This window comes from Devosia nitrariae (assembly GCF_030160115.1).
GTDB lineage: Bacteria > Pseudomonadota > Alphaproteobacteria > Rhizobiales > Devosiaceae > Devosia > Devosia nitrariae.
This window is the reverse complement of the sequence record NZ_BSNS01000007.1, coordinates 573471-595860: the sequence shown is the minus strand read 5'-3', so window position 1 is coordinate 595860 and position 22390 is coordinate 573471. Positions and strand designations below refer to the sequence as shown.

The window sequence follows — 22390 nt, the reverse complement described above, 5'->3', positions numbered from 1 at the left end:
AGGACAAGGTCAGGCAATCAGGCGACACTGCCTGCTTTTATCGGTATTCGACGATGAAGGCGAGGCCTGCCGCCCCTGCACTCCCAAGCCGGGCTGTCACCCAGTGACCACACGAGCAGGGAATTTGCCCTCGCTGCATTGACTCGGCCAGCATCTGCAAGGCTTTATCTGGCCTTCGAAAAACGCCGTTGGGTTGCATATGCGTCGGACAAGCCTTGCATTGATCCTTGGGCTCCTCGGCGCAAATGTGGCCGAGGCGCAGGAAAGCTTCGTGCTGTCCGACATCATCGACGAAGTGCGTGTGGGCGTCCACGCGCACAATGCGCACTATTCGCTTTGGCCGGTCTATGTCGGCGAATGGGATCTCGGCAACATTCACGACGTCAGCTTCGACGTGCTGTTCCACTCCCCGCAGGTCGATGCCTTCCGCTGGATCGGCTCGCCGCGTCCCGAGCTTGGCACGACGATCAATTTCTCCGGCCTCGAGAGCACCTTCCATGCGGGCCTGACCTGGCAGGTGCCGGTCTTCGAGACGCCGTTCTTCCTTGAAGGCACGTTCGGTGCGGCGCTCCACAACGGCTATTTGACCAGCGCGCCGGAGGGACGCAAGAACCTCGGTTGCCGGATCAATTTCTACGAGCGCTTCGGCGTCGGGGTGAACATCACAGAGAACGCTACAGCGCTCCTGACCTATGAGCACATGTCAAATGCGGAGCTGTGCGAGGCAAACGGGGGCTATTCGAATTTTGGCCTGCGGGTCGGCATGAAGTTCTAGAGTTTCCCGTTCTAACGGACTCAGAAGGAGTCTCGATTATCGAATTGTTGCGCTTTCGAACCGCAAAATGGTTCCATCCCCGGATGCAAGTCCGGGAAAGGCTTTGCTGAAGGCGCTTTCGGCAGGACGTGACGGCGACCGGCTTTGAGGTTATGGAGGGTGCCGCCAATGCGAGCGGGGTGGGCGAAGATGTTGCGTAATCTGACAATTCTCATTCTGGCGGCGGTGCTCGCCGGCGCGGCGGCCGCGGGCGCGCAGGCGCAGCCGATCGTCTTTGACGAGATCCGCGGCGGGCTCTATGCGCACAGTGTCGACGAGGGCTCATTCGATGCGAGCCGCATTGAGGACGCCAATGTCGAACTGCTCTTTGCCATACCCTCGCTCGACGAGATCACCAATCTCGGCCAGCTGCGCCCGCATGTGGGCGCTACCGTCAATCTCGGCGGGCTCGAAAGCATGATCTACGCCGGCATGAGCTGGACCATTCCCCTGGGCGACACGCCGCTCTTCATCGAAGCCGCCTTCGGCGGTGCGGTCCATAACGGCGATCTCGACGGCGCCGCCTATCCGAGGCGCGACCTCGGCTGCCGGATCATCTTCCACGAGTCGGTAAGCCTTGGTGTCAACATCACAGAACAGGCGAGCATCATGGCGACCGCCGAGCACGCCTCGCACGCCTCGATGTGCGACGGCGACAATCGCGGGCTGACCAATTTGGGCGTACGCGTCGGCTGGAAGTTCTGACACGAAGGAGGCCGGCATGTCCCTCTCTTATCTGCGCACGGTACCGGTGCTGCGCAGCTTCGATGAAGTCAAGGCGCGCGAGTTCTACTGCGGTTTCCTCGGCTTTACCGTCGATTGGGAGCACCGCTACGAACTGGATCTGCCGCTTTACATGCAGGTCAGCCGCGCCGGCATCAACCTGCACATCTCCGAACATCACGGCGACGCCACCCCGGGCAGCGCCGTGCGGTTCGAGGTGAAAGGGCTTGAAGCGTTCCACGCCGAACTCCTTGCCAAGAGCTACAAGAACATGCGGCCGGGCATCGAGCGGCAGGAGTACGGCGCGTGGGAGGTCTGCGTCATCGATCCGGCGGGCAACAAGCTGATCTTTTGCGAATACGACGAGGGGCGCAAAGCCGGCGACAGCCGCTAGAGCTTTCCCGTTCTGACTGAATCAGAACGTGAGCTCTCTCATTGAACTGTGCGTTTTCGAGCCGCAAAAGTGGTATCCATCCCGGATCGTGTCCGGGACAGGCTTTTTGCTGAAAACGCTCTAACTTCCGAGACGGAGGGATGGCGCAACCCAGGCGACAATCAGATCGCCTGGCCTGCCGCCCAGCCGGAGGCCCAGGCCCATTGGAAATTGTAACCGCCGAGCCAGCCGGTCACGTCCACCACTTCGCCGATGAAATACAGGCCCGGCACCTTGCGGGTCTCGAAGGTTTTCGCGTCGAGCTCGCGCGTGTCGATGCCGCCCAGGGTTACCTCTGCGGTACGATAGCCCTCTGAGCCTACGGGCTTGAGAGTCCAGCCTTTGATGAACGTCGCCACTTTTTCGAGTTTTTTATCGGAAAAGTCGCCGACCATCCCGGGAAGGTCGAGCTCATCGCCCAGCATCTGAGCCAGGCGCTTGGGCAGGTGCTGGGCGAGCACCGTCTGGATGGCGAGCCTGGGGGTCTTCGCGCGCGCTTCGCGCAGCAGGTCCATGGCATCCCCGCCCGGCAGCAGGTCGACGACGATGGCGTCGCCCTCGCGCCAATAGGAGGAGATCTGCAGGATGGCGGGGCCGGAGAGCCCGCGATGGGTAAAGAGCAGCGCCTCCTCGAACCGCGTCCTGCCATGGCCGACGACGGCATCGGTCGAGATGCCGGCCATGGGCTTGAGCTTTTCGAGCGCTCCCGGCTCGAAGGTGAGCGGCACCAGCGCCGGACGGGTCTGCGTAACCGCGAGGCCGAACTGTTCGGCAATCTTATAGCCCAGGCCGGTCGCGCCCATCTTGGGGATCGACTTGCCGCCGGTCGCGATCACCAGCCTTTCACAGGTCACCCGTCCCGAGGAGAGGCGCACGGCAAAGCCGTCCTCTGTCTTCTCGACGGCCTCGAGGCTCGTTGAGAGCGCCACTGTCACCCGGGCACGCTTCAGTTCGGTCATCAGCATGTTGATGATCTCGAGCGCCGAACCGTCGCAAAAGAGCTGGCCGAGGGTCTTCTCGTGATGGGCGATCGTGTGCCTGTCGACCAGCTTGATGAAATCGGCGGGCGTATAGCGTGACAGCGCCGACAGGGCGAAGCGCGGGTTCTGGCTGAGGAACCGTTCGCGGGCCGTCTCGACGGTTGCGTTGGTGTTGGTGAAGTTGCAGCGCCCGCCGCCCGAGATGCGGATCTTCTCGCCGGGGCTGTTCGCGTGGTCGACGAGCAGTACCTGACGCCCGCGCCGGCCGGCTTCAATGGCGGCCATCATGCCGGCAGCGCCGGCGCCGAGGACGATGGCGTCGTAATGGGTCATCTATATTCTTTCGCTTGGGGCCGCTCCCATAGCGCGAACGCCGACGCCAGGCAAATTCATTGACTCTTTGCCATTTGGGCGTAAGAGAAACCCCGGTTGATCTTACGGATCGCAATCGATGCGCAGCGCCTTTTCGAGCTTTATGCTTGCCAGCGGCCTTCCGGGCCTGCCCGGTGCTGCCTCAATGACCACCAAAACGACCAAAACCGCCTGAGGCTTTCCCCGGGTCGTCTCCCGCCGGGGAGAGGCCTCAAAACGAGCCAGACCACGGCCAAGCGCCGTGCGGGAGCGGATCAGGTCAAAGGGACGGAGTTCCTCAAAATGGGTTATCGCGTAGCTGTCGTCGGCGCCACGGGCAATGTGGGCCGGGAAGTCCTCAACATCCTCGCCGAGCGCAAGTTTTCGGCCGACGAGGTGGTGGCGCTCGCCTCATCGCGCTCGGTCGGGCGGGAGGTGAGCTGGGGCGACAAGATCCTCAAGGTCAAGAACCTCGAGGACTACGACTTTACCGGCATCGACTTCGCCATCATGTCGGCGGGTGGGACGACTTCGAAGGAATGGGCGCCGCGGATTGCGGCCAAGGGCGCTGTCGTCATCGACAATTCGAGCTACTGGCGCTACCACTCCGACGTGCCGCTGGTTGTGCCCGAGGTCAACGCCCACGTCCTCGATGCCTTCATGGCCAACCCCCGGCGCACCAACATCATCGCCAATCCCAACTGCTCGACGGCCCAGCTCGTCCTGGCGCTGAAGCCCCTGCATGATGCGGCGACCATAAGGCGCGTGGTGGTCTCGACCTATCAGTCGGTCTCGGGCGCCGGCAAGGAGGGGATGGACGAGCTCTGGGGCCAGACCAAGGGTATCTTCGTCAACGACAGGCCGGCCCCGGCCAAGTTCTCAAAGCAGATCGCCTTCAACGTCATACCGCACATCGACGCCTTCATGGAGGACGGCTACACCAAGGAAGAGTGGAAGGTGCTGGCCGAGACCAAGAAGATCCTCGATCCCAAGATCAAGGTCACCTGCACAGCCGTGCGCGTGCCGGTGTTCGTCGGGCATTCGGAAGCGGTCAATATCGAGTTCGCGAACCCGATTTCGCCGGACGAGGCGCGCGATATCCTGCGCGAGGCGCCAGGCATCTCGGTCATCGACAAGCGCGAGCCGGGCGGCTACGCGACCCCGGTCGAGGCGGTCGGCGAATACGACACGTTCGTCTCGCGCATCCGCGAGGACGTGACGGTCGAGAATGGCCTTGCCATGTGGGTGGTCTCGGACAATTTGCGCAAGGGCGCAGCGCTCAACACCATCCAGATCGCCGAGACGCTGATCGAGCGTGGCCTGATGGAACGCAGGGCCGCCTGATGCGCTATATCGCCCTCTTCGAGGACATTGCCGACGGCTCGGCCATCCGCACCGATCTGACCGAGGCGCATGTCGCCTACCTCAATGCGCATCGCGGCAAGCTGCGGCTCGCCGGGGCGGTGCGCGAGGAGCACGGCGGCACACCGGTCGGGGGTGCCTGGGTGTTCGATACGGCGACCCGCGAGGAAGCCGACGCCATCGTTCGGGCCGACCCGTTCTTCGTTGCAGGCCTTCGGGCCTCCTACAAACTTCTCGCCTGGGGCACCGCCCCAGGTTACGAGGACGTCATTCTTTAAAAGCGCGATTTGACGGAATCAAAGCGCGCGCTCTGACTTTTGTCGTCGCGGGCCTTTTCGCGAACAATCGCTGGCGGGATCACGACCGTCGACATCGCCGGCGGCGCGGTCATCCTCGCGGGTCTTGCGCTGATCGTCGTGCGGCTCGGTTCGCGGCCGCAAAAGCAAAACTCCGGCCAAGGGCCGGAGCAAAGCTGAAGGCTATAGAGATTCGGAAGGCACTTCGTCGACGGGGGGCGCCACGTCTTCAGGGGCGGTCGTCGGGGGAGCCGCCGGGTCCGTCGGCGCTTCTTCGGGGGCCGGCGTAGCCGCCGCACCCTGCATGGTTGCCACTTCGTCGCCGGAAAGCCCGCCGCTTACATCGAGGTCGGCTGCGGAGAATTCTTCCTGGGTCAGTTGTGGCCACGCGACGGTGATCTCCTCGAACGAGAGCTCGCCATTGGCATCGGTGTCGAGCGAAGCAAAGCTCGTTTGCTCCTGGGCATAGACGGCGCCGGCGGCAAGGCCGACGGCGGCGAGGGAGAGCATAAATTTCTTCATTTGCAAAGTTACCTGTTGGGAGAGACGGGTCGCGCCGGCGTCAATGTCCGCCGGCGCTTGGGTTCAACACTCGGTTCAAACCCCGGGTTCAGCATATGGCTGAACGCTTGGCTAACGCCTGACTCACCACAGAGGTTTCAACACTCAGGTTCGACGCACGAGACGCCGCCGCGGGCGGTTGTCCACCGTGATCATGAAAACGGGTCTACATCGCCGCGGCGAGATCTAGAATGCGCTGCACACTTTCGGTCCGATGTTCCCGATTGCGATCCGGAACCGCAGATCAAAGAAGAACGAGCCCCGGCCTGAGGCCGGGGCAAACCATCGCTATACGGTCAGCCTCTCAGGGCACCTCCTATTGGGCGGGTGCGGCATCGGCCGGAGCCGTTGCTGCTGCCGCACTCTGCACGGCCGCGACTTCCTCGCCGGAAAGACCAGCGCTCACATCGAGATCGGCTGCGGTGAACTGTTCCTGGGTCAGTTGCGGCCAAATGACGGTGATCTCCTCGAAGGAGAGCTCGCCATTGGCATCGGCGTCGAGCGAAGCAAAGCTCGTCTGGTCCTGGGCATAGGCGGCGCCGGCGGCAAGACCAAGGGCGGCGAGGGAGAGCATCAATTTGTTCATCTGCATAATTACCTGTTGGGAGGGAATGGGGCGCCGGCGCGGATCGCCCGCCGACGCGCAGGTTCAACTAAGGGAGGTGGGCAGCAGGGACGGCCGCGCGAGCGGTCGTCCGCCGTGGCTATGAAGATGCACCTACATCGCAGGAGCGAGCGTGGCGTATTCCTCCTCCGAGAGCTCGCCGCTGACATCGGCATCGGCGGTGGCGAAGGCTTCGGCGGTGACATCCGGCATCGCCGCCTGCACTTCGGTCAGGCTCAGCCCGCCGCTGGCGTCAGCGTCGAGTGTGGCGAAGTCGGTCGCCGCGTCTTGAGCCATGGCCGCGCTCGAGAGACCGAGGGCGACGAGGACGGACAGGACAGTCTTCTTCATAGGATTATCTCCGGTTGTTAGACGCGACCCAGCAGCAGCCGGGCCGGCAGCCCGCTTCCTGCGGTCCGCACACAGGACCGTGATGGGCGTTTGTGACCCGTGAGAGCCGGAAAGCGGGTATTATTCTGGAGATTTGCAGGCAGCAGTGGCCCGACATCCTTGCAGGTATATCGCCAGTCAAACGCGGCGACCGGGCGTCACCCGGCAGTCGAAGCGATTGTGTGGCGCAGCCGCAAACTTGGCGACAAATCGCAAAGGGTACATTATTCAGGCATCGCAGTATTGCGGCGAGAAGCGGCGCCGCACGGATTGCCAGCTTTCGTCAAAGATGAAGTAATGGCCATCGGTGGTCGATCAAAGATCAGACTTGCGGGCGCACGAAGTCTCCGGTTTCGGCGTCCATCAGCCAGAGTTCGCCCGTCGAAATGTCGAACCACGCCCCATGTAAGGCAAGCTTTCCTTCCTCCTCGAGCCGGGTGACATAGGGGAACGTGCGAAGATTGCCGATCGAGTGGCGAATCGAGATGCGCTCGAGAGCGGTCTGGCGCTCGCCGGCGGTCATCAGGTTGTTGGAGCCGACCTGCGCGGAGACCGGAGCCAGCATGCTCATCCACTTGCCGATGAAATCGCCGGCATCCAGCGGCTTGGCGTTGGGTGAGAGCGCGGCATGGATGCCGCCGCAGCGCCCGTGACCCATGACGACGATGTTGGAAACCTCGAGCGAATTGACGGCGAACTCGATGGCGGCCGAGGTGCCGTGCTGGCCGCCGTCCGGCTGGTAAACGGGCACTAGGTTGGCAACGTTTCTCAAGACGAAGAGCTCGCCGGGGCCTGTGTCGAAGATCGTCTCCGGCGCAGCCCGGCTGTCACAGCAGGCGATGATCATCGTGGTCGGGCTCTGCCCGGTTTTGGCGAGCTCGCTGTAGCGGCTCTGCTCGCGGGCGAACCGGCCGGCGAGAAAATTTGCATAACCTTGCAGGAGGTGTTCAGGAAACCGGTGCATACGGCATCGAATAGCTGTAAGCAGCGGAGAGTTCAACATATCCCGGTTCACGGGAAAAGAGATTGGGGGTCTCTATGCTGATCTACCGGTTCCTCTCGGGGGAGGACGATTCGGCCTTCTGCCACAAGGTTACCAAGGCGCTCACGGAGGGCTGGCAGCTCTACGGCTCGCCCACCTACGCCTATGACGCGGTGACCAAGAAGATGCGCTGTGGCCAAGCGGTGACCAAGACCGTGAGCGAACAGCCTTACGATCCGGAAAAGAAGCTGGTCGATTATTAGCGACGCCGGGCGGCGCGTGCAGGCGACAGTCTTTCGTCACTCTCGCGGCCCGTCATAGGCCATGCGCATATAGGCATCGCCACGCTCGAGTTCGTCGAGCATCTGATCGATATGCTTTTGGCGCGTGTCCGGGCGCCTGGCCCGCGCGATCCAGCCGAGATAATCGTTGCGCTGGTAGGCCGGCCGCACGGCATAGGCACGCTCGAGGCCGCGCTCGGCAATCAGCCGGGCGATGTCGTCAGGCATCGGCTGGAGTGGGCGCTTGAGGTTCTCGGCCGAAGGGCTTTGCGTCGTCATGTCATGCCTCACCGGGGTGTGACGACCACGTCGGGCGCGCTGCGCGTCGACGGGCCATGATAGACAGCCTCGATATTGTTGCCGTCAGGGTCGAGGACGAACGCGGCATAGTAGCCGGGGTGGTACGGGCGTTCGCCCGGCTTGCCGTTGTCGCGCCCGCCATTGGCAAGCGCAGTCTCATGGAAGCGGCCGACAGTCTCTGGGTCGTCCGCCTGGAAGGCGAGATGCACGCGCGTCACGTAGTCGTCGGCCTTGTCGACGAAGAGTTCGTCCGAGGCAAAGGCGCCGTCGAATTCATGGGTGATCTCGCGCCCGAGCGTTCCGAGAACGGCGCTATAGAAGCGCTTGCTGCGCTCAACGTCCTCGACCCGCAGATGCACATGGTCCAAGAGCCGTCCCCGGTGAAATTCCATTGCCGCTCCTCCTTGGCAAAACAATATAGCTTTGCTAATTATGAGCTGTGCTAATTAATTGAGTCAAGAGGGAGAGCCATGCTCAGCAACGCGGATCGGCGCACCCTGCAGGTCTTCCATCGCATCGTCGTGCCGCTCGACCGCGCCGTGCAGGTTGCCGACCGCAAGAGCGGCTGCAGCGGTGCGCAGCTGCAGGCTCTCTCGGCCGTCGTCTTCTTCGGTGCAACGACCCTCTCGGCGCTCGCCACCCATGAGCGCATCGCCGTGCCCACCGCCTCGCGCATCGTCGAGAGCCTCGTGCAGGCCGGACTCGTCGAGCGGTCGCCGGCGCCGCGCGACCGGCGCGCCAGCCGGCTCGTTGCAACGCCCAGCGGACACGCGGCGCTGGGCGTTGCGTGCGACGCGCGCGTCGATGTGCTCGAGGCGGCCCTTGGTGAGCTCAGCGGCGAGGAGTGGGCGGCGCTGGCGGTCACGGCGCGCGCGCTCAACCGCGTATTCGGGCTAGAGCGCTCCATCACCCGAACCGGCGCGCCGGTGGACATGCAGACTGTCTGAAAGCTAGCCCTGCCGGTTGAGCGCCAGCCATTGCAGCATCAGGATGGTCTTGGCGTCGATGATCTCGCCGCGCCCGATCATGGCGTAGGCGGCCTCGAAGTCGAGTTCGATCACCTCGATGTCCTCGCCTTCATGGGCAAGGCCACCGCCGTCGGTGAGGCGGTCGTTGGGACTGTAGTAGCCGATGAAGCAGGCGCATTTCTCGGTCACCGAGCCCGGACTCGTGTAGACATTGAAGAGAAACGTCAGTGAGGAGGGGCGCACGCCCACTTCTTCCTCGGCCTCACGCCGGGCGCAGGTTTCGGGATCATCGCCGTCGAGTAGGCCGGCGCAGGCTTCGATCAGATGTGCCGGATCGCCGTTGAGGTGAGCGGGCAGGCGGAACTGGCGGGCGAGCACAACCTTGGCGTCCACCGGATCGTAGAGCAGGACCGCGGCGGCGCTGCCGTGGTCGTAGACTTCGCGGATCACGGTCTGGCGGGTGCCGTCGCGCCGGGGATGGCTCACCTCGAACTCAGTGAGGCTCCCCCAGCTCTCCGCCAGGGTACGGCGTTCGTGAATGGTCACCATGTCGCGGCTCCCGATGCGGTCCTTGGCGCTTGTGGCCCAATTCGCCGCCATCCGCCAGTGGGTGCGATGGTGACCGCCTGGCTGAATCGAATGTGAACGCGACCTTCAGCACCGGTTCGAAGGCGGGTCCTTATCTCCCCGCTCCATCAGCGGCGAGGGTCGCCGCCCAAAAAAAGATGGAGACAGAAGTGCACAACATTTCGCGTATTGCTTTCACCCTCATCGCCGGCCTCGGCCTCGCGCTTCCCGCCCATGCGGCGAGCCGCACCGTCCAGATCAACGCCGACATCTTCGCCAGCCGCTGCGCCGCGCAGGGCGGCATGCTGCAGTCCGACGGAGCGACCTATTTCTGTCAGACGCCCGCTGTCGAGATGCTCTGCAAGTTCGTTGCGCCGTCGACCGCCCGGTGCGCCTGGCCAGGCATCGACAATACCCGTGCGGTGGTGCGCCTCATCGGCATGAATACCAACAGCGCTCCTCCCTCGAGCGGCGCCGGGGCCGCCTACAAGCCCGACAATGGTGGCGGCGGCATCGACGTGCCGGATCTGCCCATCGACAATGGCGGTGGCGGCGGCGGGATCGATCTTCCCGATCTGCCGATCGACAACGGCAATGGCGGTGGTGGCGGTATCGACGTACCGGACCTGCCGGTCAACAACAACTGATCCGTCGGTCATTCCATCCTTGCGGTCGGGCCTTCACGCCCGGCCGCAATGCTGCAAAAGTTTAATTGCCGTCAACCTTTCCGCCTTTGACGCGACGCATTCACGACGCTAGAAGTCTCGAACCATTCCAAACTGGCGCGGCACCCCCCGCGTGGCAGGAAGGCTCATGTCAGCGCGTCCCAGACCCACATCCCCACATCTTTCGATCTACCGCTTCACCATCACCATGACGATGTCGATCGTCCACCGCGCCACGGGCATTGCGCTCTATTGCGGTACGGTGTTGTTGGTTGCCTGGCTTGCCGCCGCGGCGTGGGGCGGAGAACCCTTCGCCGTCGTCAACGCCATCTACAGCAGCTGGTTCGGTCTTCTCGTCCTCTTCGGCTACACCTGGGCGCTCTTCCACCATTTGCTCGGGGGGCTGCGCCACTTCGTCTGGGATTTCGGTTATGGCTTCGAGCCGGGCCAGCGCGAAGGGCTCGCCTGGGCCAACGTCATCGCCTCGGTGGCGTTGACCCTTATTGCATGGACACTTTTCGTGTGGGTGGCCTGATGCGTGAACCCGTCGTCACCCGCGAAATGATCGCTGATCCCAAGACCAAGTACGGCGACGCCAGGGCGTCCACCCGCCACTTCTTCCTGCAGCGCCTCAGCGGTGCGTCCAACATTCTCTTTACCGCCTTCCTCATCTTCATCGTGGTGCGGTTGGCGGGCGCCGGCCGGGCCGATGTCGTCGGGCTCATCGGCAATCCCTTCGTCGGCATCCCCTTCGCTATCCTTTTTGCCATTGTCTGCTTCCACATGAGCATCGGCATGAACGAGGTGATCGAGGACTATGTCGGCGAAGCGCGCAGCAACCGGCTCGCCGTGTCGCTCAACGCCTTCTTCGCCCTCGCCGTCGGCGTGGTCGGGGCCGTGTCCATTCTCAAGATCGTCTTCTGGGGTTAAGCCTGATGGCCAGCGCATACGAACTCATCGACCACGAATTCGACGTGGTGGTCGTCGGCGCGGGCGGCGCGGGGCTGCGGGCTACGCTCGGCATGGCCGAGCAGGGCTTCAACACCGCGTGCGTCACCAAGGTCTTCCCCACCCGCTCGCATACCGTGGCGGCCCAGGGCGGCATTGCCGGTTCGCTCGGCAATATGGGCCCCGATTCCTGGCAGTGGCACATGTACGACACCGTCAAAGGGTCGGACTGGCTGGGCGACAACGACGCCATGGAATATCTCGCCCGTGAGGCCCCGGCGGCGATCTACGAGCTCGAGCACTATGGCGTGCCATTCAGCCGCACCGAGAGCGGCAAGATCTACCAGCGCCCATTCGGCGGCCACATGACCGAGTTCGGCGAAGGCCCGCCGGTCCAGCGCACATGCGCGGCTGCCGACCGTACGGGCCACGCCATCCTCCACACGCTCTACGGCCAGTCGGTCAAGCACAACGCCCAGTTCTTCATCGAGTACTTCGCCATCGACCTGATCATGGGCGAGGACGGGTCCTGCCAGGGCATCATCGCCTGGAAGCTCGATGACGGCACGCTGCATCGCTTCCGTGCCAAGCTGGTGGTGCTGGCGACGGGCGGCTATGGACGCTCCTATTTCTCGGCAACCTCGGCCCATACCTGCACCGGCGACGGCAACGGCATGGTGGCGCGCGCCGGGCTCCCCTTGCAGGACATGGAGTTCGTCCAGTTCCACCCGACCGGCATCTATGGTGCGGGCGTGCTCATCACTGAAGGCGCGCGGGGCGAGGGCGGGTACCTCACCAATTCCGAGGGCGAGCGCTTCATGGAGCGTTATGCCCCCAATGCCAAGGATCTCGCCAGCCGCGACGTCGTCTCGCGCTGCATGACGCTCGAGATCCGCGAAGGCAGGGGTGTCGGTCCCAAGAAGGACCACATCTATCTCCACCTCGACCATCTCGACCCGAAGGTCCTGCACGAGCGCCTGCCGGGCATCACCGAATCGGCAAAGATCTTTGCCGGTGTCGATCTCACCCGCGAGCCGATCCCGGTGCTGCCGACGGTGCACTACAACATGGGCGGCATTCCGGCGAACTACCACGGCGAGGTGTTGAACCCGACCGAAACCGAGCCGGATCGCGTGGTCCACGGCCTGATGGCGGTGGGGGAAGCGGCCTGTGCCTCGGTGCATGGAGCCAACCGCCTCGGTTCGAATTCGCTGACAGACCTCGTGGTGTTCGGGCGCGCGGCAGCCCTGCGCGCCGGCAAGGTCCTCGACCGCCAGGCGCCGGTACCGGGCATCAACCGCTCGCAGGACGACAAGATCCTCGCCCACTTCGACCGACTGCGGAACGCCAACGGCAGCAGGCCGACGGCGGATTTGCGCGATGCCATGCAGCGCACCATGCAGGAGGACGCCGCCGTGTTCCGCACCGGCGAGACGCTGGCCTCCGGGGTTGAGCGCATGAGCGCCGTCCATGCACAGTTTGCCGACGTCAAGGTCACCGACCGCTCGATGATCTGGAATTCCGATCTCGTCGAGACGCTGGAACTGGAAAACCTGATGATCAATGCGCTGGCGACGGTGGTTTGCGCCGAAGCCCGCCACGAGAGCCGCGGCGCGCATGCGCGTGAGGATTTCCCCAATCGCGACGACGAAAACTGGCGCAAGCATTCGCTCGCGCGGGTGACGGCGGACGGCGAGGTGACCCTCGGCTACCGGCCGGTGCATGTCGATCCGCTGACGCCGGAAAGCGAGGGTGGGATCGCATTGAAAAAGATCGCGCCCAAGGCGCGCGTCTACTGATGCGCAGGGCCGCCGTGATCCTGCTGGCCCTCATCGCCGGCCTGCCGGCTGGAGCCGCGGGCGCGTCCATCTCGTCGGTGGAATTAGCGGCGGTCATGCAGGGGTGTTGGTTCCGTGTCAACTGGCCCGAGCGGCCGCCGGGCAGTGATCCTTTGGCCTACGATGCGCTGCAGCTTTGTCTCGACGGCGGAGTTGACGGCAGCGCGGACTATTTCGAATGCCACGGCTTCGCCAATATCGAATGTCGGGAGATTGCTGCCACCTACGCCTTTCGCGACGAAAAGCTCTGGTTCGATTACGGCGCCGAGGTGAACGATGGCCAGTTGAGCAATTGCGACGTGACGCTCAACTCGGACCTGCGCTTTACGCTGCACAATTGCCAGTGGATCGTGCCGACGGTCTATTCCAGCCCCATCGATGACATCGTCTACGAGAAGGCGCGATGAGCGACCCTGCGGGATACTCCGGCACACCTCTGGCGCAAAAGCTCGGCCTCAAGGACGGGCAGCGCGTGCTGTTTGTCGACCTGCCGGCGACGCTTGCCGATCTTGCGTCCTCGCGCGCCTTTACCGAGGCGGGGCGGGTGACGCTCTCGCAGCTGGGCGATGCCGGGCAAGGGTACGACGTCATCCATGTCTTCACGGCCGCCCGCGCCGGGCTCGAGGATACGCTCGCGCGCCTTATGCAGATGATCGCGCGCGACGGCACGATCTGGGTGTCGTGGCCCAAGAAAGCTGCAAGGATCGCAACCGACGTCACCGAGGACGTCATCCGCGACGTTTGCCTGCCGCTCGGTCTCGTCGACGTCAAGGTCTGCGCGGTCGACGCCGTCTGGTCGGGCCTGAAGCTCGTCATCCGCAAGGAATTGAGATGATCCAACGTTCCGCCGCGTTGCCTTCTGCGCCGTCGCGTTCACCGGGCCGACGCTCGCCGCTGCTCCGACCCAGGCGCAAAAGGCCGAGTTCTACTCGGTCTGCGTCGGGATCAGTGGCGACGAAGAGCTCTGCACCTGCAAGGCCGACGCGGCAATGAAGCTCATCGACGAACGGTTCATGGGTGTGGTGATATCTTCGATGAAGGGCGGATCGCCGGCCGCCTCGGACGCCGCGGCCTATGACACCTACGTCCGCGGATCGAACCAGGTCTGCAAGCCGAACTATTAAGACCAGGCGCGGCACGCAAGGCGGCGTCAGCCAAGAGGACAAGCGAACCATGGCCCAACTGGTGCTTCCCAAGAACTCCCGCCCCGGCAAGGGCAAGACCTGGCCGAGGGCCGAGGGCGCCAAGCATGTGCGCGAGTTCCACGTCTACCGCTACGACCCGGACACGGCCGACAATCCGCGCATCGACACCTATTTCGTCGACCTCGACGATTGTGGGCCGATGATCCTCGACGCGCTTTTGTGGATCAAGAACAAGGTCGATCCGACCCTGACGCTGCGGCGGTCCTGCCGCGAGGGCATCTGCGGGTCGTGCTCGATGAACATCAATGGGCTCAATACGCTGGCGTGCACCAAGGGCATGGACGACAGCGAAGGGGCGATCAAGGTCTACCCGCTTCCGCACATGCCGGTGGTCAAGGATCTGGTGCCGGACCTGTCCAATTTCTATGCCCAGCACCGGGCGATCGAGCCGTGGCTGAAGACGGTCAGCGAAACCCCCAAGACCGAATGGACGCAGTCGATCGAGGACCGGGCCAAGCTCGACGGGCTCTATGAATGCATCCTTTGCGCCTGCTGCTCGACCTCGTGCCCGTCCTATTGGTGGAACGGGGAGAAGTACCTGGGGCCCGCCGCGCTCCTCCAGGCCTATCGCTGGTTGATCGACAGCCGCGACGAGACGCAGAAGGAGCGCCTCGATGACCTCGAGGACCCGTTCAAGCTCTATCGCTGCCACACCATCATGAACTGCGCTAAGGTCTGCCCCAAGGGGTTGAACCCGGCCAAGGCCATCGCCGCCATCAAGAAGATGATGGTCGAGCGCAAGGCGGCTTAGTGGACTTCAGCCGCACGGGATCACCCCCTCCCGGCCTCCCCCATCAAGGGGGAGGTGGACTCCTGTGTTTTTGGCCAGATCGTGCCGGATGCACAATCTGGCACCTCCCCCCTTGTGGGGAAGGTTGGGAGGGGGGTAGCGCAGTTCATCACCTGAGGCCAAGCTTATGACCGGCCTCTATCCCGACGGGTTCTATGACAATCGCCGCGCCCACACCGCCCATGCAGCGCGCACGGTGCTCGGCATCGTCTTTCCGCACATTCTGCCCAACCGCGTCCTCGACATCGGTTGCGGCACGGGCACCTGGCTGGCGGCGGCGCTGGAATTGGGCGCAGGTGAGGTGCAGGGCATCGAGGGCGATTGGGTCGAGCCGCAGATGCTCGACGATCCCCGCATTGTGTTCGCCGCGCAGGACCTCGAGCAATCTTTCGCCTTTCCCGCGTCCTTCGATCTCGCCATTTCGCTCGAAGTCGCCGAACATCTTTCACCCGGCCGCGCCGAAGGGTTCGTTGCCGATCTCGTCGCGGCGGCGCCGGCAATCCTGTTCTCGGCGGCCGTTCCGGGCCAGGGTGGAGTCAACCATTTCAACGAGCAGTGGCAGAGCTGGTGGGCGGCAAAGTTCGGTGCACTGGGCTTTAGCGCCTACGACCTCGTCCGCCCTGCCATCTGGGGGGATGACGCGATCCCCGCCTGGTACCGGCAGAACATCCTTGTCTATCTTGCCGACGGTCACCCGGCGGCCGGGCAGTTGACAGCGGTCCATCGGCTTGAAACCCTCGACATCGTCCATCCGCGCTTCTGGGAGCGGGCCAATCGAGAGCTCGTCTACGCCGGAGCGCTCCCGGAATCCGAGGTGCTCGCCCGCCGGGCGCGCGGCGAGAGCTAATAGGAAAGGGGTTTCGGCAATGGCGTTCCAGACCATCGCCCACGTCCGGGACATTTCGACGGCCCGCGTGCTTGTCGCGGCACTCAAGGCTCACGGCTTCCACCCGCTCGAGGGCGGGGAGGGCGGATTGCCGGGCGTTGTCGGGCTCAAGGGCACGGCCGTTGCTGTCCCGGAGGAAGAGGCGCGCGACGCGGCGGTCCTCGCCGAGGACCTGTTGCGCGAGATGGAACGGTAGGGTGCCTGTCAAGCGTTGCGTATGAGTTGGCGTGCGTACCCCCAAAAACCGCCACATTGCTGCGCGTCCATGCCCATTGCGGGCGGGGCGATTGAACAGGGAGCGGTCATTGGCTATAAGCGCGACCGATCCCTTAACCTTCGTTAAGCCCTCACGGGCAGGAGCAAATCCATGACGGTTCGGATGCACGGCTCGGCGTCCATCTTCGGTTTTGCGGCAGCGGCCATCGTGCTCGCCGGCTGCTCTTCGACGGGCGATACCCGCAATCTCAATGTGGTGGGCCAGGCCCAGCCGCAGCAACTGGCCCCGGTACAGGGCTCGACGGTCGCCCAGAACACCCTGCCGCCGCTCGGCGGCGTGCAGGGCCAGCCGGCCCCAGGCCTTTCCGGCCAGCCCACGCTGGGCGGCGTGCAGGCCCAGCAGGCGGCTCCCGGGCTTTCCGGCCAACCGACCCTCGGCGGCGCCTCCACCACCACACAGACCGCCGCAACCGGCGGCTCCTCCGTCAGCCTTGATCCTCTGGCCGCCAATATCGGCACTGGACCGGAAGGCGTGTGGACGGTCGTTTCCGGCCAGTCGCAGTGCCGGCTGAACCTGCCGCTCACGGCAGGCACCGCTCCCGGCTATTACCGTGCCTCGGCACCCGGTTGTACCCTGCCGGGCCTTGCCAGCGTCAGTGGTTGGCGCCCCGCCGGCAGCCAGATCCAGCTCGTCGACAGCAACAACGCCATCATCGCGTTCCTCGCGCCGAGCGGCGGCAGCTATATCGGCACACTCGCCGGGGGCCAGCCGATCACCATGCAGCGCTAACCCCGGTTCGTCCGGTGCGCGCCTCCACCGCCAAGGCCGAAACCGGCGGTCCGGTCACCCGCGCCTATATGGCGCGCGCCGGGAGCGGCGCGCTCGTCCCCGACCCTGCCCAGCGGGAGGCGGCGGGGCTGCTCGATACGATCGCGGCAGCGCTGGCGACGCGGGAGAAATCGAGGGGCCTTCTCAAGCGCTTCACCGACCGCACGCCGGTCAAGGGCGCCTACATCTGGGGCGAGGTCGGGCGCGGCAAGACCATGCTGATGGACCTCTTCTTTGCCGCCGTGCCGATCAAGGCCAAGCGGCGCGTGCATTTCCACGCCTTCATGGACGAGGTGCATGCCGGCATCGCCGCCTTCCGCAAGAAGGCCAAGGCCAAGGGTGACGACAGCGATCCGGTCGAGGCGGTGGTCAGGCCCATCGCCAGGTCGACGCGGCTCCTCTGCCTCGACGAGTTCCACGTCCATGACATCACCAACGCGATGCTGCTCTATCGGCTGTTCGACAAGCTGTTCGCACGGGGCGTGGTGCTGGTCGCGACGTCGAACGTCGTGCCGGACAAGCTTTACGAGAACGGGCTCAACCGGGATCTCTTCGTGCCCTTCATCGCGCTTTTGAAGGAACACGCCACCATCGAGGCCCTGCCTGCAACGAGGGACTACAGGCTCGCGAAGTTCTCCGGCAGCGAGGTTTATGCGTTCGGCACTGGCGCTAAGGTGCGCCAGAGGATGGACGCGCTCTGGCTGGCCATCACCGGCGGCGAGCCGGGCGAGCCGGACAGCATAGAGAACATCGGCCGGCGGATCGCCGTGCCGCGCGCGGCCATGGGCGCGGCACGCTTCGATTTTGCCGATCTTTGCGAAAAGCCGCTGGGTTCGCGCGATTTCGTGCGGTTGGCGCACGCGTTCGACTCGATCGTCATCGACGGGGTGCCACAGTTCGACCGCACCAAATCCGACGCGGCCAAGCGCTTCATCCTTCTCGTCGATAATCTCTACGATCGCGGGGTGAAGCTTGCGGCGAGCTTTGCCGTGCCGCTCGAGGAGCTGGCAAAAGACGACAGGACCGCGTTCGAATTCGCGCGCACGGTATCGCGCCTTATCGAGATGCAGTCGAACGATTATCTTAGCGCGCCGCTGCGCGAGCCGGAAGAACAATCTCGCTAAGAGCCAGGACCGAGACGAGACCGGTTTAGACGAAGGGTTCACTTGCACCTCTCCGGGGCTGGGGGTAAGAGGTGCGCCAATTCAACGCAGTCGGGGATGAAGCTCTATGGCGCGCAGAAAGATCGCTCTCATCGGGTCGGGCCAGATCGGTGGCACTCTTGCTCATCTGGCGGCCCTCAAGGAACTGGGCGACATCGTTCTCTTCGACATCGTCGACGGCGTACCGCAGGGCAAGGCGCTCGACATCGCCCAATCGGCTCCGGTGGAGGGATATGACGCGGTCATCAAGGGCACCTCGCAATATGCCGACATCGAAGGCGCCGACGTCGTCATCGTCACCGCGGGCGTGCCGAGAAAGCCGGGCATGAGCCGTGATGATCTCCTGGAGATCAACCTCAAGGTGATGGAGCAGGTGGGCGCGGGCATTGCCAAATACGCCAAAGACGCCTTCGTCATCTGCATCACCAACCCGCTCGACGCCATGGTCTGGGCGCTGCAGAAGTTCTCGGGGCTGCCGGCCAACAAGGTGGTCGGGATGGCCGGTGTCCTCGATAGCTCGCGCTTCTGTCATTTCATCGCTGACGAGCTCAACGTCTCGATCGAGGACGTCAATGCGTTTGTGCTCGGCGGCCACGGCGACAGCATGGTGCCGCTGGCCCGCTACTCGACCGTTGCCGGCATTCCGCTGACCGACATCGTCAAGATGGGTTGGATGAGCAAGGAAAAACTCGACGCCATCATCCAGCGCACCCGGGACGGCGGCGCCGAGATCGTCGGGCTCCTGAAGACCGGCTCGGCGTTCTACGCTCCCGCGACCTCTGCAATCGCCATGGCCGAGAGCTATCTCAAGGACAAGAAGCGCGTGCTGCCGGCTGCCGCTTTCCTCAACGGCGAATACGGCGTCAAGGGCGCTTATGTGGGCGTCCCGATCGTCATCGGCGCCAATGGGGCCGAGAAGGTCATCGAGATTTCACTCAACAGTGCTGAACAGAAGGCGTTCGACAAATCGGTCGCCGCCGTCGAAGGGCTCGTTGCCGCCTGTAAGACCATCGCCCCCAAGCTCGCCTAGAGCATGATCCCGAAAAGCTTTGAGGCTTTTCGGACGAAGGTCATGTGGTACGAAAACTTCCCCCAACCCGGGACAGACAGATGAATATCCACGAACACCAGGCCAAGGCGCTCCTCAAGACCTATGGTGCGCCGGTCGCCGAGGGCGTCGCGATCTTTTCGGCCGATGAGGCGGAAGCGGCGGCCAGGTCCCTGCCGGGACCTCTCTATGTGGTCAAGAGCCAGATCCATGCCGGCGGGCGTGGCAAGGGCAAGTTCAAGGAACTGGCCCCCGACGCCAAGGGCGGCGTGCGGCTTGCCCGGTCGGTGGAAGACGTCGTCACCAACGCCCGCGAGATGCTGGGCAACACGCTGGTGACCAAGCAGACCGGGGACGCGGGCAAGCAGGTCAACCGGCTCTATATCGAGGACGGCGCCGATATCGCGCGCGAGCTCTATTGCTCGCTGCTCGTCGATCGTGGCACCGGCCAGGTTTCCTTCGTCGTCTCGACCGAGGGCGGCATGGACATCGAGGCGGTTGCGGCCGAAACCCCCGACAAGATCGTGACCATCGCCATCGATCCGGATGCCGGGGTGACGGACGCGGATGTCGCAAGCATCGCGCAAGCCCTGAAGCTCGAAGGGGCAGCCGCCGAGGATGCCAAGGCGCTTTTTCCCATACTCTACAAGGCCTTTACCGAAACGGACATGAGCCTTCTGGAGGTCAACCCGCTGATCGTCATGGAGGACGGGCATCTGCGCGTGCTCGATGCCAAGGTCTCGTTCGACAACAACGCCGGCTTTCGCCATCCCGAATGGAGCGAGCTGCGCGACCTCTCCGAAGAGGACGACAAGGAGATCGAGGCCTCCAAGTTCGATCTCGCCTATGTGGCGCTCGAGGGCAATATCGGCTGCATGGTCAACGGCGCAGGGCTCGCCATGTCCACCATGGACATCATAAAGCTCTACGGGGCCGAGCCCGCCAACTTCCTCGACGTCGGCGGCGGGGCTTCCAAGGAGAAGGTGACCGCTGCGTTCAAGATCATCACCGCCGACCCGAACGTCAAAGGCATCCTCGTCAACATCTTCGGCGGGATCATGCGCTGCGACGTCATTGCCGAGGGCGTCATCGCCGCGGTCAAGGAAGTCGGCTTGACGGTGCCGCTGGTGGTGCGGCTCGAGGGGACCCGCGTCAAGGAAGGCAAGGAGATCCTCGACCAATCCGGCCTCAACGTCATCTCGGCGGACGATCTCGACGATGCCGCACAAAAGATCGTGGCGGCGGTGAAAGGATAACGAGCATGCGCGCGCTGCGTCCGGCGGTTCCTCTCTTGCTTGCGGCGCTCGTTGCCGCGACGGCGCCCGCGGGCGCCCAGGAAAAGACCAAGAGCAAGGAACCCGTGGCGCCGCTCGCGATCGAGCTCCTCGAAACCTGCGAGCTGTTTGCTTCGGGCGACGTGCTGGCGAGTGCGACGGCGACCTCCAAGGGCTGGGATGTCGCCGATGCTACGACCGACAACGTCTTCGTCACCTCGTACGATGCCACGCGCAGCATCGAGGGCGTCGGCGACGCCGAGCTCTTCGTCCTCGTCGAGACCTATCCGCAGCTGACGCTCGGCTATTGCCGTATCGACATCAACGAACCGCAGGGCGAGGCCGGCGTGGCCGAACTCGACGGGCTCGAGCGCCTTGCCGGCGAGCTCGAGGAAAACGCCGACGGCACCTATGGCGCCTGGAACGGCGCTGAACTCGGTGCCGACTACATGCTGCTCTCCAACCAGGACGAGTTCAGCTTCGGCCTGCAGCTGACCATCCTGAAGCCTGTGGAGGCGGAGTAGCCAATGCCGCTACCGCGCAAGATCGATCTCGTCGCGGCCGCCGATGAGCGCATCCACGCGGTCTTCCAGCCGCATGTCGCCGGCGACGTCAACGACGCCCAGGTCAAGATCGCCAAGTTCGGCGAGGTGTTCGACTGGCACGCGCACGAGAACGAGGACGAAGCTTTCCTTGTCCTGCGCGGGCGCATCGCCATCGACTTCCGCGACGGAGCGGTGGAGATGGACGAGGGCGAGTTTCTCGTCGTGCCGAAAGGCGTCGAGCACCGGCCGCGATCTCTGACCCACGAGCCGGTGGTGCTGATGTTCGAGCCGGCCACCACAATCAACACCGGCAACGCGCAAAGCGGTCTGACCGTCACCGAACTCAATCGACTTTAGGAAGCTCAATGTCCATTCTCGTCAACAAGGATACCAAGGTTCTGGTGCAGGGGCTGACCGGCAAGACCGGCACGTTCCATACCGAGCAGGCGCTGGCCTATTACGGCACCAGGATGGTGGGGGGCGTGCATCCCAAGAAAGGCGGCGAGACGTGGACTTCTGGGCTCGATGCCTCGGCGAGCCTGCCGATCTTTGCCACCGTTGCCGAAGGCAAGGAAGTGACCAGCGCCAACGCGTCGGTCATCTATGTGCCGCCGGCGGGCGCCGCCGACGCCATCCTCGAGGCGATCGCGGCCGAGATCGAACTGATCGTCTGCATTACCGAGGGCGTGCCGGTCCTCGACATGGTCAAGGTCAAGTCGGCGCTCGAGAAGTCGAAGTCGCGCCTCATCGGTCCGAACTGCCCGGGTGTCCTCACCCCCGAGGAGTGCAAGATCGGCATCATGCCCGGCTCCATCTTCTCCAAGGGGTCGGTGGGCATTGTTTCGCGCTCGGGCACGCTTACCTATGAGGCTGTGTTCCAGACCACCAATGAAGGCCTTGGCCAGACGACCGCCGTCGGCATCGGCGGCGATCCGGTCAAGGGCACCGAGTTCATCGACGTGCTCGAGATGTTCCTCGCCGACGACGCAACCCAGTCGATCATCATGATCGGCGAGATCGGCGGTTCGGCCGAGGAAGACGCGGCCCAGTTCCTGATCGACGAAGCCAAACGCGGCCGCAAGAAACCGATGGCCGGGTTCATCGCGGGCCTGACCGCGCCCAAAGGGCGCACCATGGGTCATGCTGGTGCCGTAATTTCGGGCGGTAAGGGCGGCGCGGAAGACAAGATCGCGGCCATGGAAGCGGCCGGGATCAGGGTGTCCAAATCCCCGGCGCGGATCGGGGCGACGCTGGCCGAGGTCCTCAAGGGCTAACGGTCACGATTTGATGAGCCGCGGCGTGGACGGGGCGCGCCGCATATTTTAACACGATACAAAGGACAAGCGGTCAGTATCGGGCGGGTTTTCTGAC

Annotated in this window: 32 protein-coding genes; 24 read left to right on the top strand and 8 right to left on the bottom strand. The window is 64.0% G+C overall.

The genetic code is table 11. From position 1 onward, the window contains the following. The first annotated feature begins 220 nt into the window (after positions 1-220). The 3 genes from QQK18_RS08175 (at position 221) to QQK18_RS08165 (ending at position 1931) form a co-directional block, all read left to right on the top strand. A complete protein-coding gene (locus QQK18_RS08175; protein WP_284339817.1) occupies positions 221-775 on the top strand; it encodes an acyloxyacyl hydrolase in 555 nt (184 codons plus the stop codon). Between the two features lie 189 nt (positions 776-964). Then, a complete protein-coding gene (locus QQK18_RS08170; RefSeq protein ID WP_284339816.1) occupies positions 965-1519 on the top strand; it encodes an acyloxyacyl hydrolase in 555 nt (184 codons plus the stop codon). Between the two features lie 16 nt (positions 1520-1535). Further along, on the top strand, positions 1536-1931 hold the full coding sequence (locus QQK18_RS08165) for a glyoxalase superfamily protein (RefSeq protein WP_284339815.1): 396 nt from the start codon (positions 1536-1538) through the stop codon (positions 1929-1931). 161 nt (positions 1932-2092) lie between these two features. Here QQK18_RS08165 and QQK18_RS08160 read toward each other — a convergent pair whose 3' ends face one another. Next, positions 2093-3283, bottom strand: coding sequence for a BaiN/RdsA family NAD(P)/FAD-dependent oxidoreductase (locus tag QQK18_RS08160; protein WP_284339814.1), 1191 nt, complete (start codon positions 3281-3283; stop codon positions 2093-2095). A 321-nt stretch (positions 3284-3604) separates the two neighbouring features. Between QQK18_RS08160 and QQK18_RS08155 the strand changes: the two genes are divergently transcribed. Both QQK18_RS08155 and QQK18_RS08150 read left to right on the top strand, forming a co-directional pair. Then, the gene (locus tag QQK18_RS08155; protein WP_284339813.1) at positions 3605-4645 is read left to right on the top strand and encodes an aspartate-semialdehyde dehydrogenase; all 1041 of its coding nucleotides are present in this window, start codon (positions 3605-3607) and stop codon (positions 4643-4645) included. After that, on the top strand, positions 4645-4941 hold the full coding sequence (locus QQK18_RS08150; RefSeq protein ID WP_284339812.1) for a YciI family protein: 297 nt from the start codon (positions 4645-4647) through the stop codon (positions 4939-4941). Before QQK18_RS08155 ends, QQK18_RS08150 begins: the two co-directional genes overlap by 1 nt. Before the next feature lie 201 nt (positions 4942-5142). Here the strand turns inward: QQK18_RS08150 and QQK18_RS08145 are convergent, their stop codons facing one another. The 4 genes from QQK18_RS08145 to QQK18_RS08130 form a co-directional block, all read right to left on the bottom strand. Further along, complete coding sequence (locus QQK18_RS08145) at positions 5143-5481, bottom strand: EF-hand domain-containing protein (protein WP_284339811.1); 339 nt, start codon at positions 5479-5481, stop codon at positions 5143-5145. A 355-nt stretch (positions 5482-5836) separates the two neighbouring features. Then, positions 5837-6106 carry a hypothetical protein gene (locus QQK18_RS08140; RefSeq protein ID WP_284339810.1) on the bottom strand — a complete coding sequence of 90 codons (270 nt, stop codon included), beginning with the start codon at positions 6104-6106 and terminating at the stop codon, positions 5837-5839. Positions 6107-6238: 132 nt separating this feature from the next. Then, positions 6239-6475: an EF-hand domain-containing protein gene (locus QQK18_RS08135; RefSeq protein WP_284339808.1), complete on the bottom strand. Its 237-nt coding sequence runs from the start codon at positions 6473-6475 to the stop codon at positions 6239-6241. Between the two features lie 361 nt (positions 6476-6836). After that, entirely contained in the window at positions 6837-7478 is a 642-nt protein-coding gene (locus QQK18_RS08130; RefSeq protein ID WP_284339807.1) for a carbonic anhydrase, read from the bottom strand. A gap of 74 nt (positions 7479-7552) precedes the next feature. Between QQK18_RS08130 and QQK18_RS08125 the strand changes: the two genes are divergently transcribed. After that, positions 7553-7759, top strand: coding sequence for a DUF1737 domain-containing protein (locus tag QQK18_RS08125; RefSeq protein WP_284339806.1), 207 nt, complete (start codon positions 7553-7555; stop codon positions 7757-7759). A 36-nt stretch (positions 7760-7795) separates the two neighbouring features. Here QQK18_RS08125 and QQK18_RS08120 read toward each other — a convergent pair whose 3' ends face one another. Both QQK18_RS08120 and QQK18_RS08115 read right to left on the bottom strand, forming a co-directional pair. Beyond that, complete coding sequence (locus QQK18_RS08120; RefSeq protein WP_284339805.1) at positions 7796-8056, bottom strand: YdeI/OmpD-associated family protein; 261 nt, start codon at positions 8054-8056, stop codon at positions 7796-7798. A gap of 8 nt (positions 8057-8064) precedes the next feature. After that, positions 8065-8469, bottom strand: a complete 405-nt coding sequence (locus tag QQK18_RS08115) for a VOC family protein (RefSeq protein WP_284339804.1) — start codon at positions 8467-8469, stop codon at positions 8065-8067. A 78-nt stretch (positions 8470-8547) separates the two neighbouring features. Here QQK18_RS08115 and QQK18_RS08110 point away from each other — a divergent pair, with 78 nt between their 5' ends. Then, positions 8548-9024 carry a MarR family winged helix-turn-helix transcriptional regulator gene (locus QQK18_RS08110; protein WP_284339803.1) on the top strand — a complete coding sequence of 159 codons (477 nt, stop codon included), beginning with the start codon at positions 8548-8550 and terminating at the stop codon, positions 9022-9024. Between the two features lie 3 nt (positions 9025-9027). Here the strand turns inward: QQK18_RS08110 and QQK18_RS08105 are convergent, their stop codons facing one another. Next, positions 9028-9594, bottom strand: coding sequence for an NUDIX domain-containing protein (locus tag QQK18_RS08105; RefSeq protein WP_284339802.1), 567 nt, complete (start codon positions 9592-9594; stop codon positions 9028-9030). 188 nt (positions 9595-9782) lie between these two features. Here QQK18_RS08105 and QQK18_RS08100 point away from each other — a divergent pair, with 188 nt between their 5' ends. From QQK18_RS08100 to sucD, 17 genes are all read left to right on the top strand, one after another. Next, positions 9783-10259, top strand: coding sequence for a hypothetical protein (locus tag QQK18_RS08100; protein WP_284339801.1), 477 nt, complete (start codon positions 9783-9785; stop codon positions 10257-10259). Positions 10260-10425: 166 nt separating this feature from the next. Continuing rightward, on the top strand, positions 10426-10812 hold the full coding sequence (sdhC, locus tag QQK18_RS08095) for a succinate dehydrogenase, cytochrome b556 subunit (protein ID WP_284339800.1): 387 nt from the start codon (positions 10426-10428) through the stop codon (positions 10810-10812). Then, positions 10812-11207, top strand: a complete 396-nt coding sequence (gene sdhD / locus QQK18_RS08090) for a succinate dehydrogenase, hydrophobic membrane anchor protein (RefSeq protein WP_284339799.1) — start codon at positions 10812-10814, stop codon at positions 11205-11207. Before sdhC ends, sdhD begins: the two co-directional genes overlap by 1 nt. Positions 11208-11212: 5 nt before the next feature. Continuing rightward, complete coding sequence (gene sdhA / locus QQK18_RS08085; RefSeq protein WP_284339798.1) at positions 11213-13024, top strand: succinate dehydrogenase flavoprotein subunit; 1812 nt, start codon at positions 11213-11215, stop codon at positions 13022-13024. Further along, positions 13024-13470 (top strand): hypothetical protein, encoded by a 447-nt coding sequence (locus tag QQK18_RS08080; RefSeq protein ID WP_284339797.1) that lies wholly within the window; start codon positions 13024-13026, stop codon positions 13468-13470. Before sdhA ends, QQK18_RS08080 begins: the two co-directional genes overlap by 1 nt. Then, a complete protein-coding gene (locus tag QQK18_RS08075; protein ID WP_284339796.1) occupies positions 13467-13898 on the top strand; it encodes a DUF3052 domain-containing protein in 432 nt (143 codons plus the stop codon). Before QQK18_RS08080 ends, QQK18_RS08075 begins: the two co-directional genes overlap by 4 nt. A gap of 154 nt (positions 13899-14052) precedes the next feature. After that, the gene (locus tag QQK18_RS08070; protein ID WP_284339795.1) at positions 14053-14187 is read left to right on the top strand and encodes a hypothetical protein; all 135 of its coding nucleotides are present in this window, start codon (positions 14053-14055) and stop codon (positions 14185-14187) included. Positions 14188-14236: 49 nt separating this feature from the next. After that, positions 14237-15019 carry a succinate dehydrogenase iron-sulfur subunit gene (locus tag QQK18_RS08065; protein ID WP_284339793.1) on the top strand — a complete coding sequence of 261 codons (783 nt, stop codon included), beginning with the start codon at positions 14237-14239 and terminating at the stop codon, positions 15017-15019. A gap of 166 nt (positions 15020-15185) precedes the next feature. Further along, complete coding sequence (locus QQK18_RS08060; RefSeq protein ID WP_284339792.1) at positions 15186-15905, top strand: class I SAM-dependent methyltransferase; 720 nt, start codon at positions 15186-15188, stop codon at positions 15903-15905. 19 nt (positions 15906-15924) lie between these two features. Then, entirely contained in the window at positions 15925-16140 is a 216-nt protein-coding gene (locus QQK18_RS08055) for a hypothetical protein (protein WP_284339791.1), read from the top strand. Positions 16141-16311: 171 nt separating this feature from the next. Then, positions 16312-16950, top strand: a complete 639-nt coding sequence (locus QQK18_RS08050) for an AprI/Inh family metalloprotease inhibitor (protein ID WP_284339790.1) — start codon at positions 16312-16314, stop codon at positions 16948-16950. Between the two features lie 14 nt (positions 16951-16964). Further along, positions 16965-18113, top strand: coding sequence for a cell division protein ZapE (zapE, locus tag QQK18_RS08045; protein WP_284339789.1), 1149 nt, complete (start codon positions 16965-16967; stop codon positions 18111-18113). 106 nt (positions 18114-18219) lie between these two features. Beyond that, on the top strand, positions 18220-19182 hold the full coding sequence (gene mdh / locus QQK18_RS08040) for a malate dehydrogenase (RefSeq protein ID WP_284339788.1): 963 nt from the start codon (positions 18220-18222) through the stop codon (positions 19180-19182). Between the two features lie 80 nt (positions 19183-19262). Beyond that, positions 19263-20456 (top strand): ADP-forming succinate--CoA ligase subunit beta, encoded by a 1194-nt coding sequence (gene sucC / locus QQK18_RS08035; RefSeq protein ID WP_284339787.1) that lies wholly within the window; start codon positions 19263-19265, stop codon positions 20454-20456. Positions 20457-20461: 5 nt separating this feature from the next. Continuing rightward, positions 20462-20998 (top strand): hypothetical protein, encoded by a 537-nt coding sequence (locus QQK18_RS08030; protein ID WP_284339786.1) that lies wholly within the window; start codon positions 20462-20464, stop codon positions 20996-20998. Between the two features lie 3 nt (positions 20999-21001). Beyond that, on the top strand, positions 21002-21376 hold the full coding sequence (locus QQK18_RS08025) for a cupin domain-containing protein (RefSeq protein ID WP_284339785.1): 375 nt from the start codon (positions 21002-21004) through the stop codon (positions 21374-21376). 8 nt (positions 21377-21384) lie between these two features. Next, the gene (gene sucD / locus QQK18_RS08020; protein ID WP_284339784.1) at positions 21385-22293 is read left to right on the top strand and encodes a succinate--CoA ligase subunit alpha; all 909 of its coding nucleotides are present in this window, start codon (positions 21385-21387) and stop codon (positions 22291-22293) included. The last annotated feature ends 97 nt before the right edge of the window (positions 22294-22390 follow it).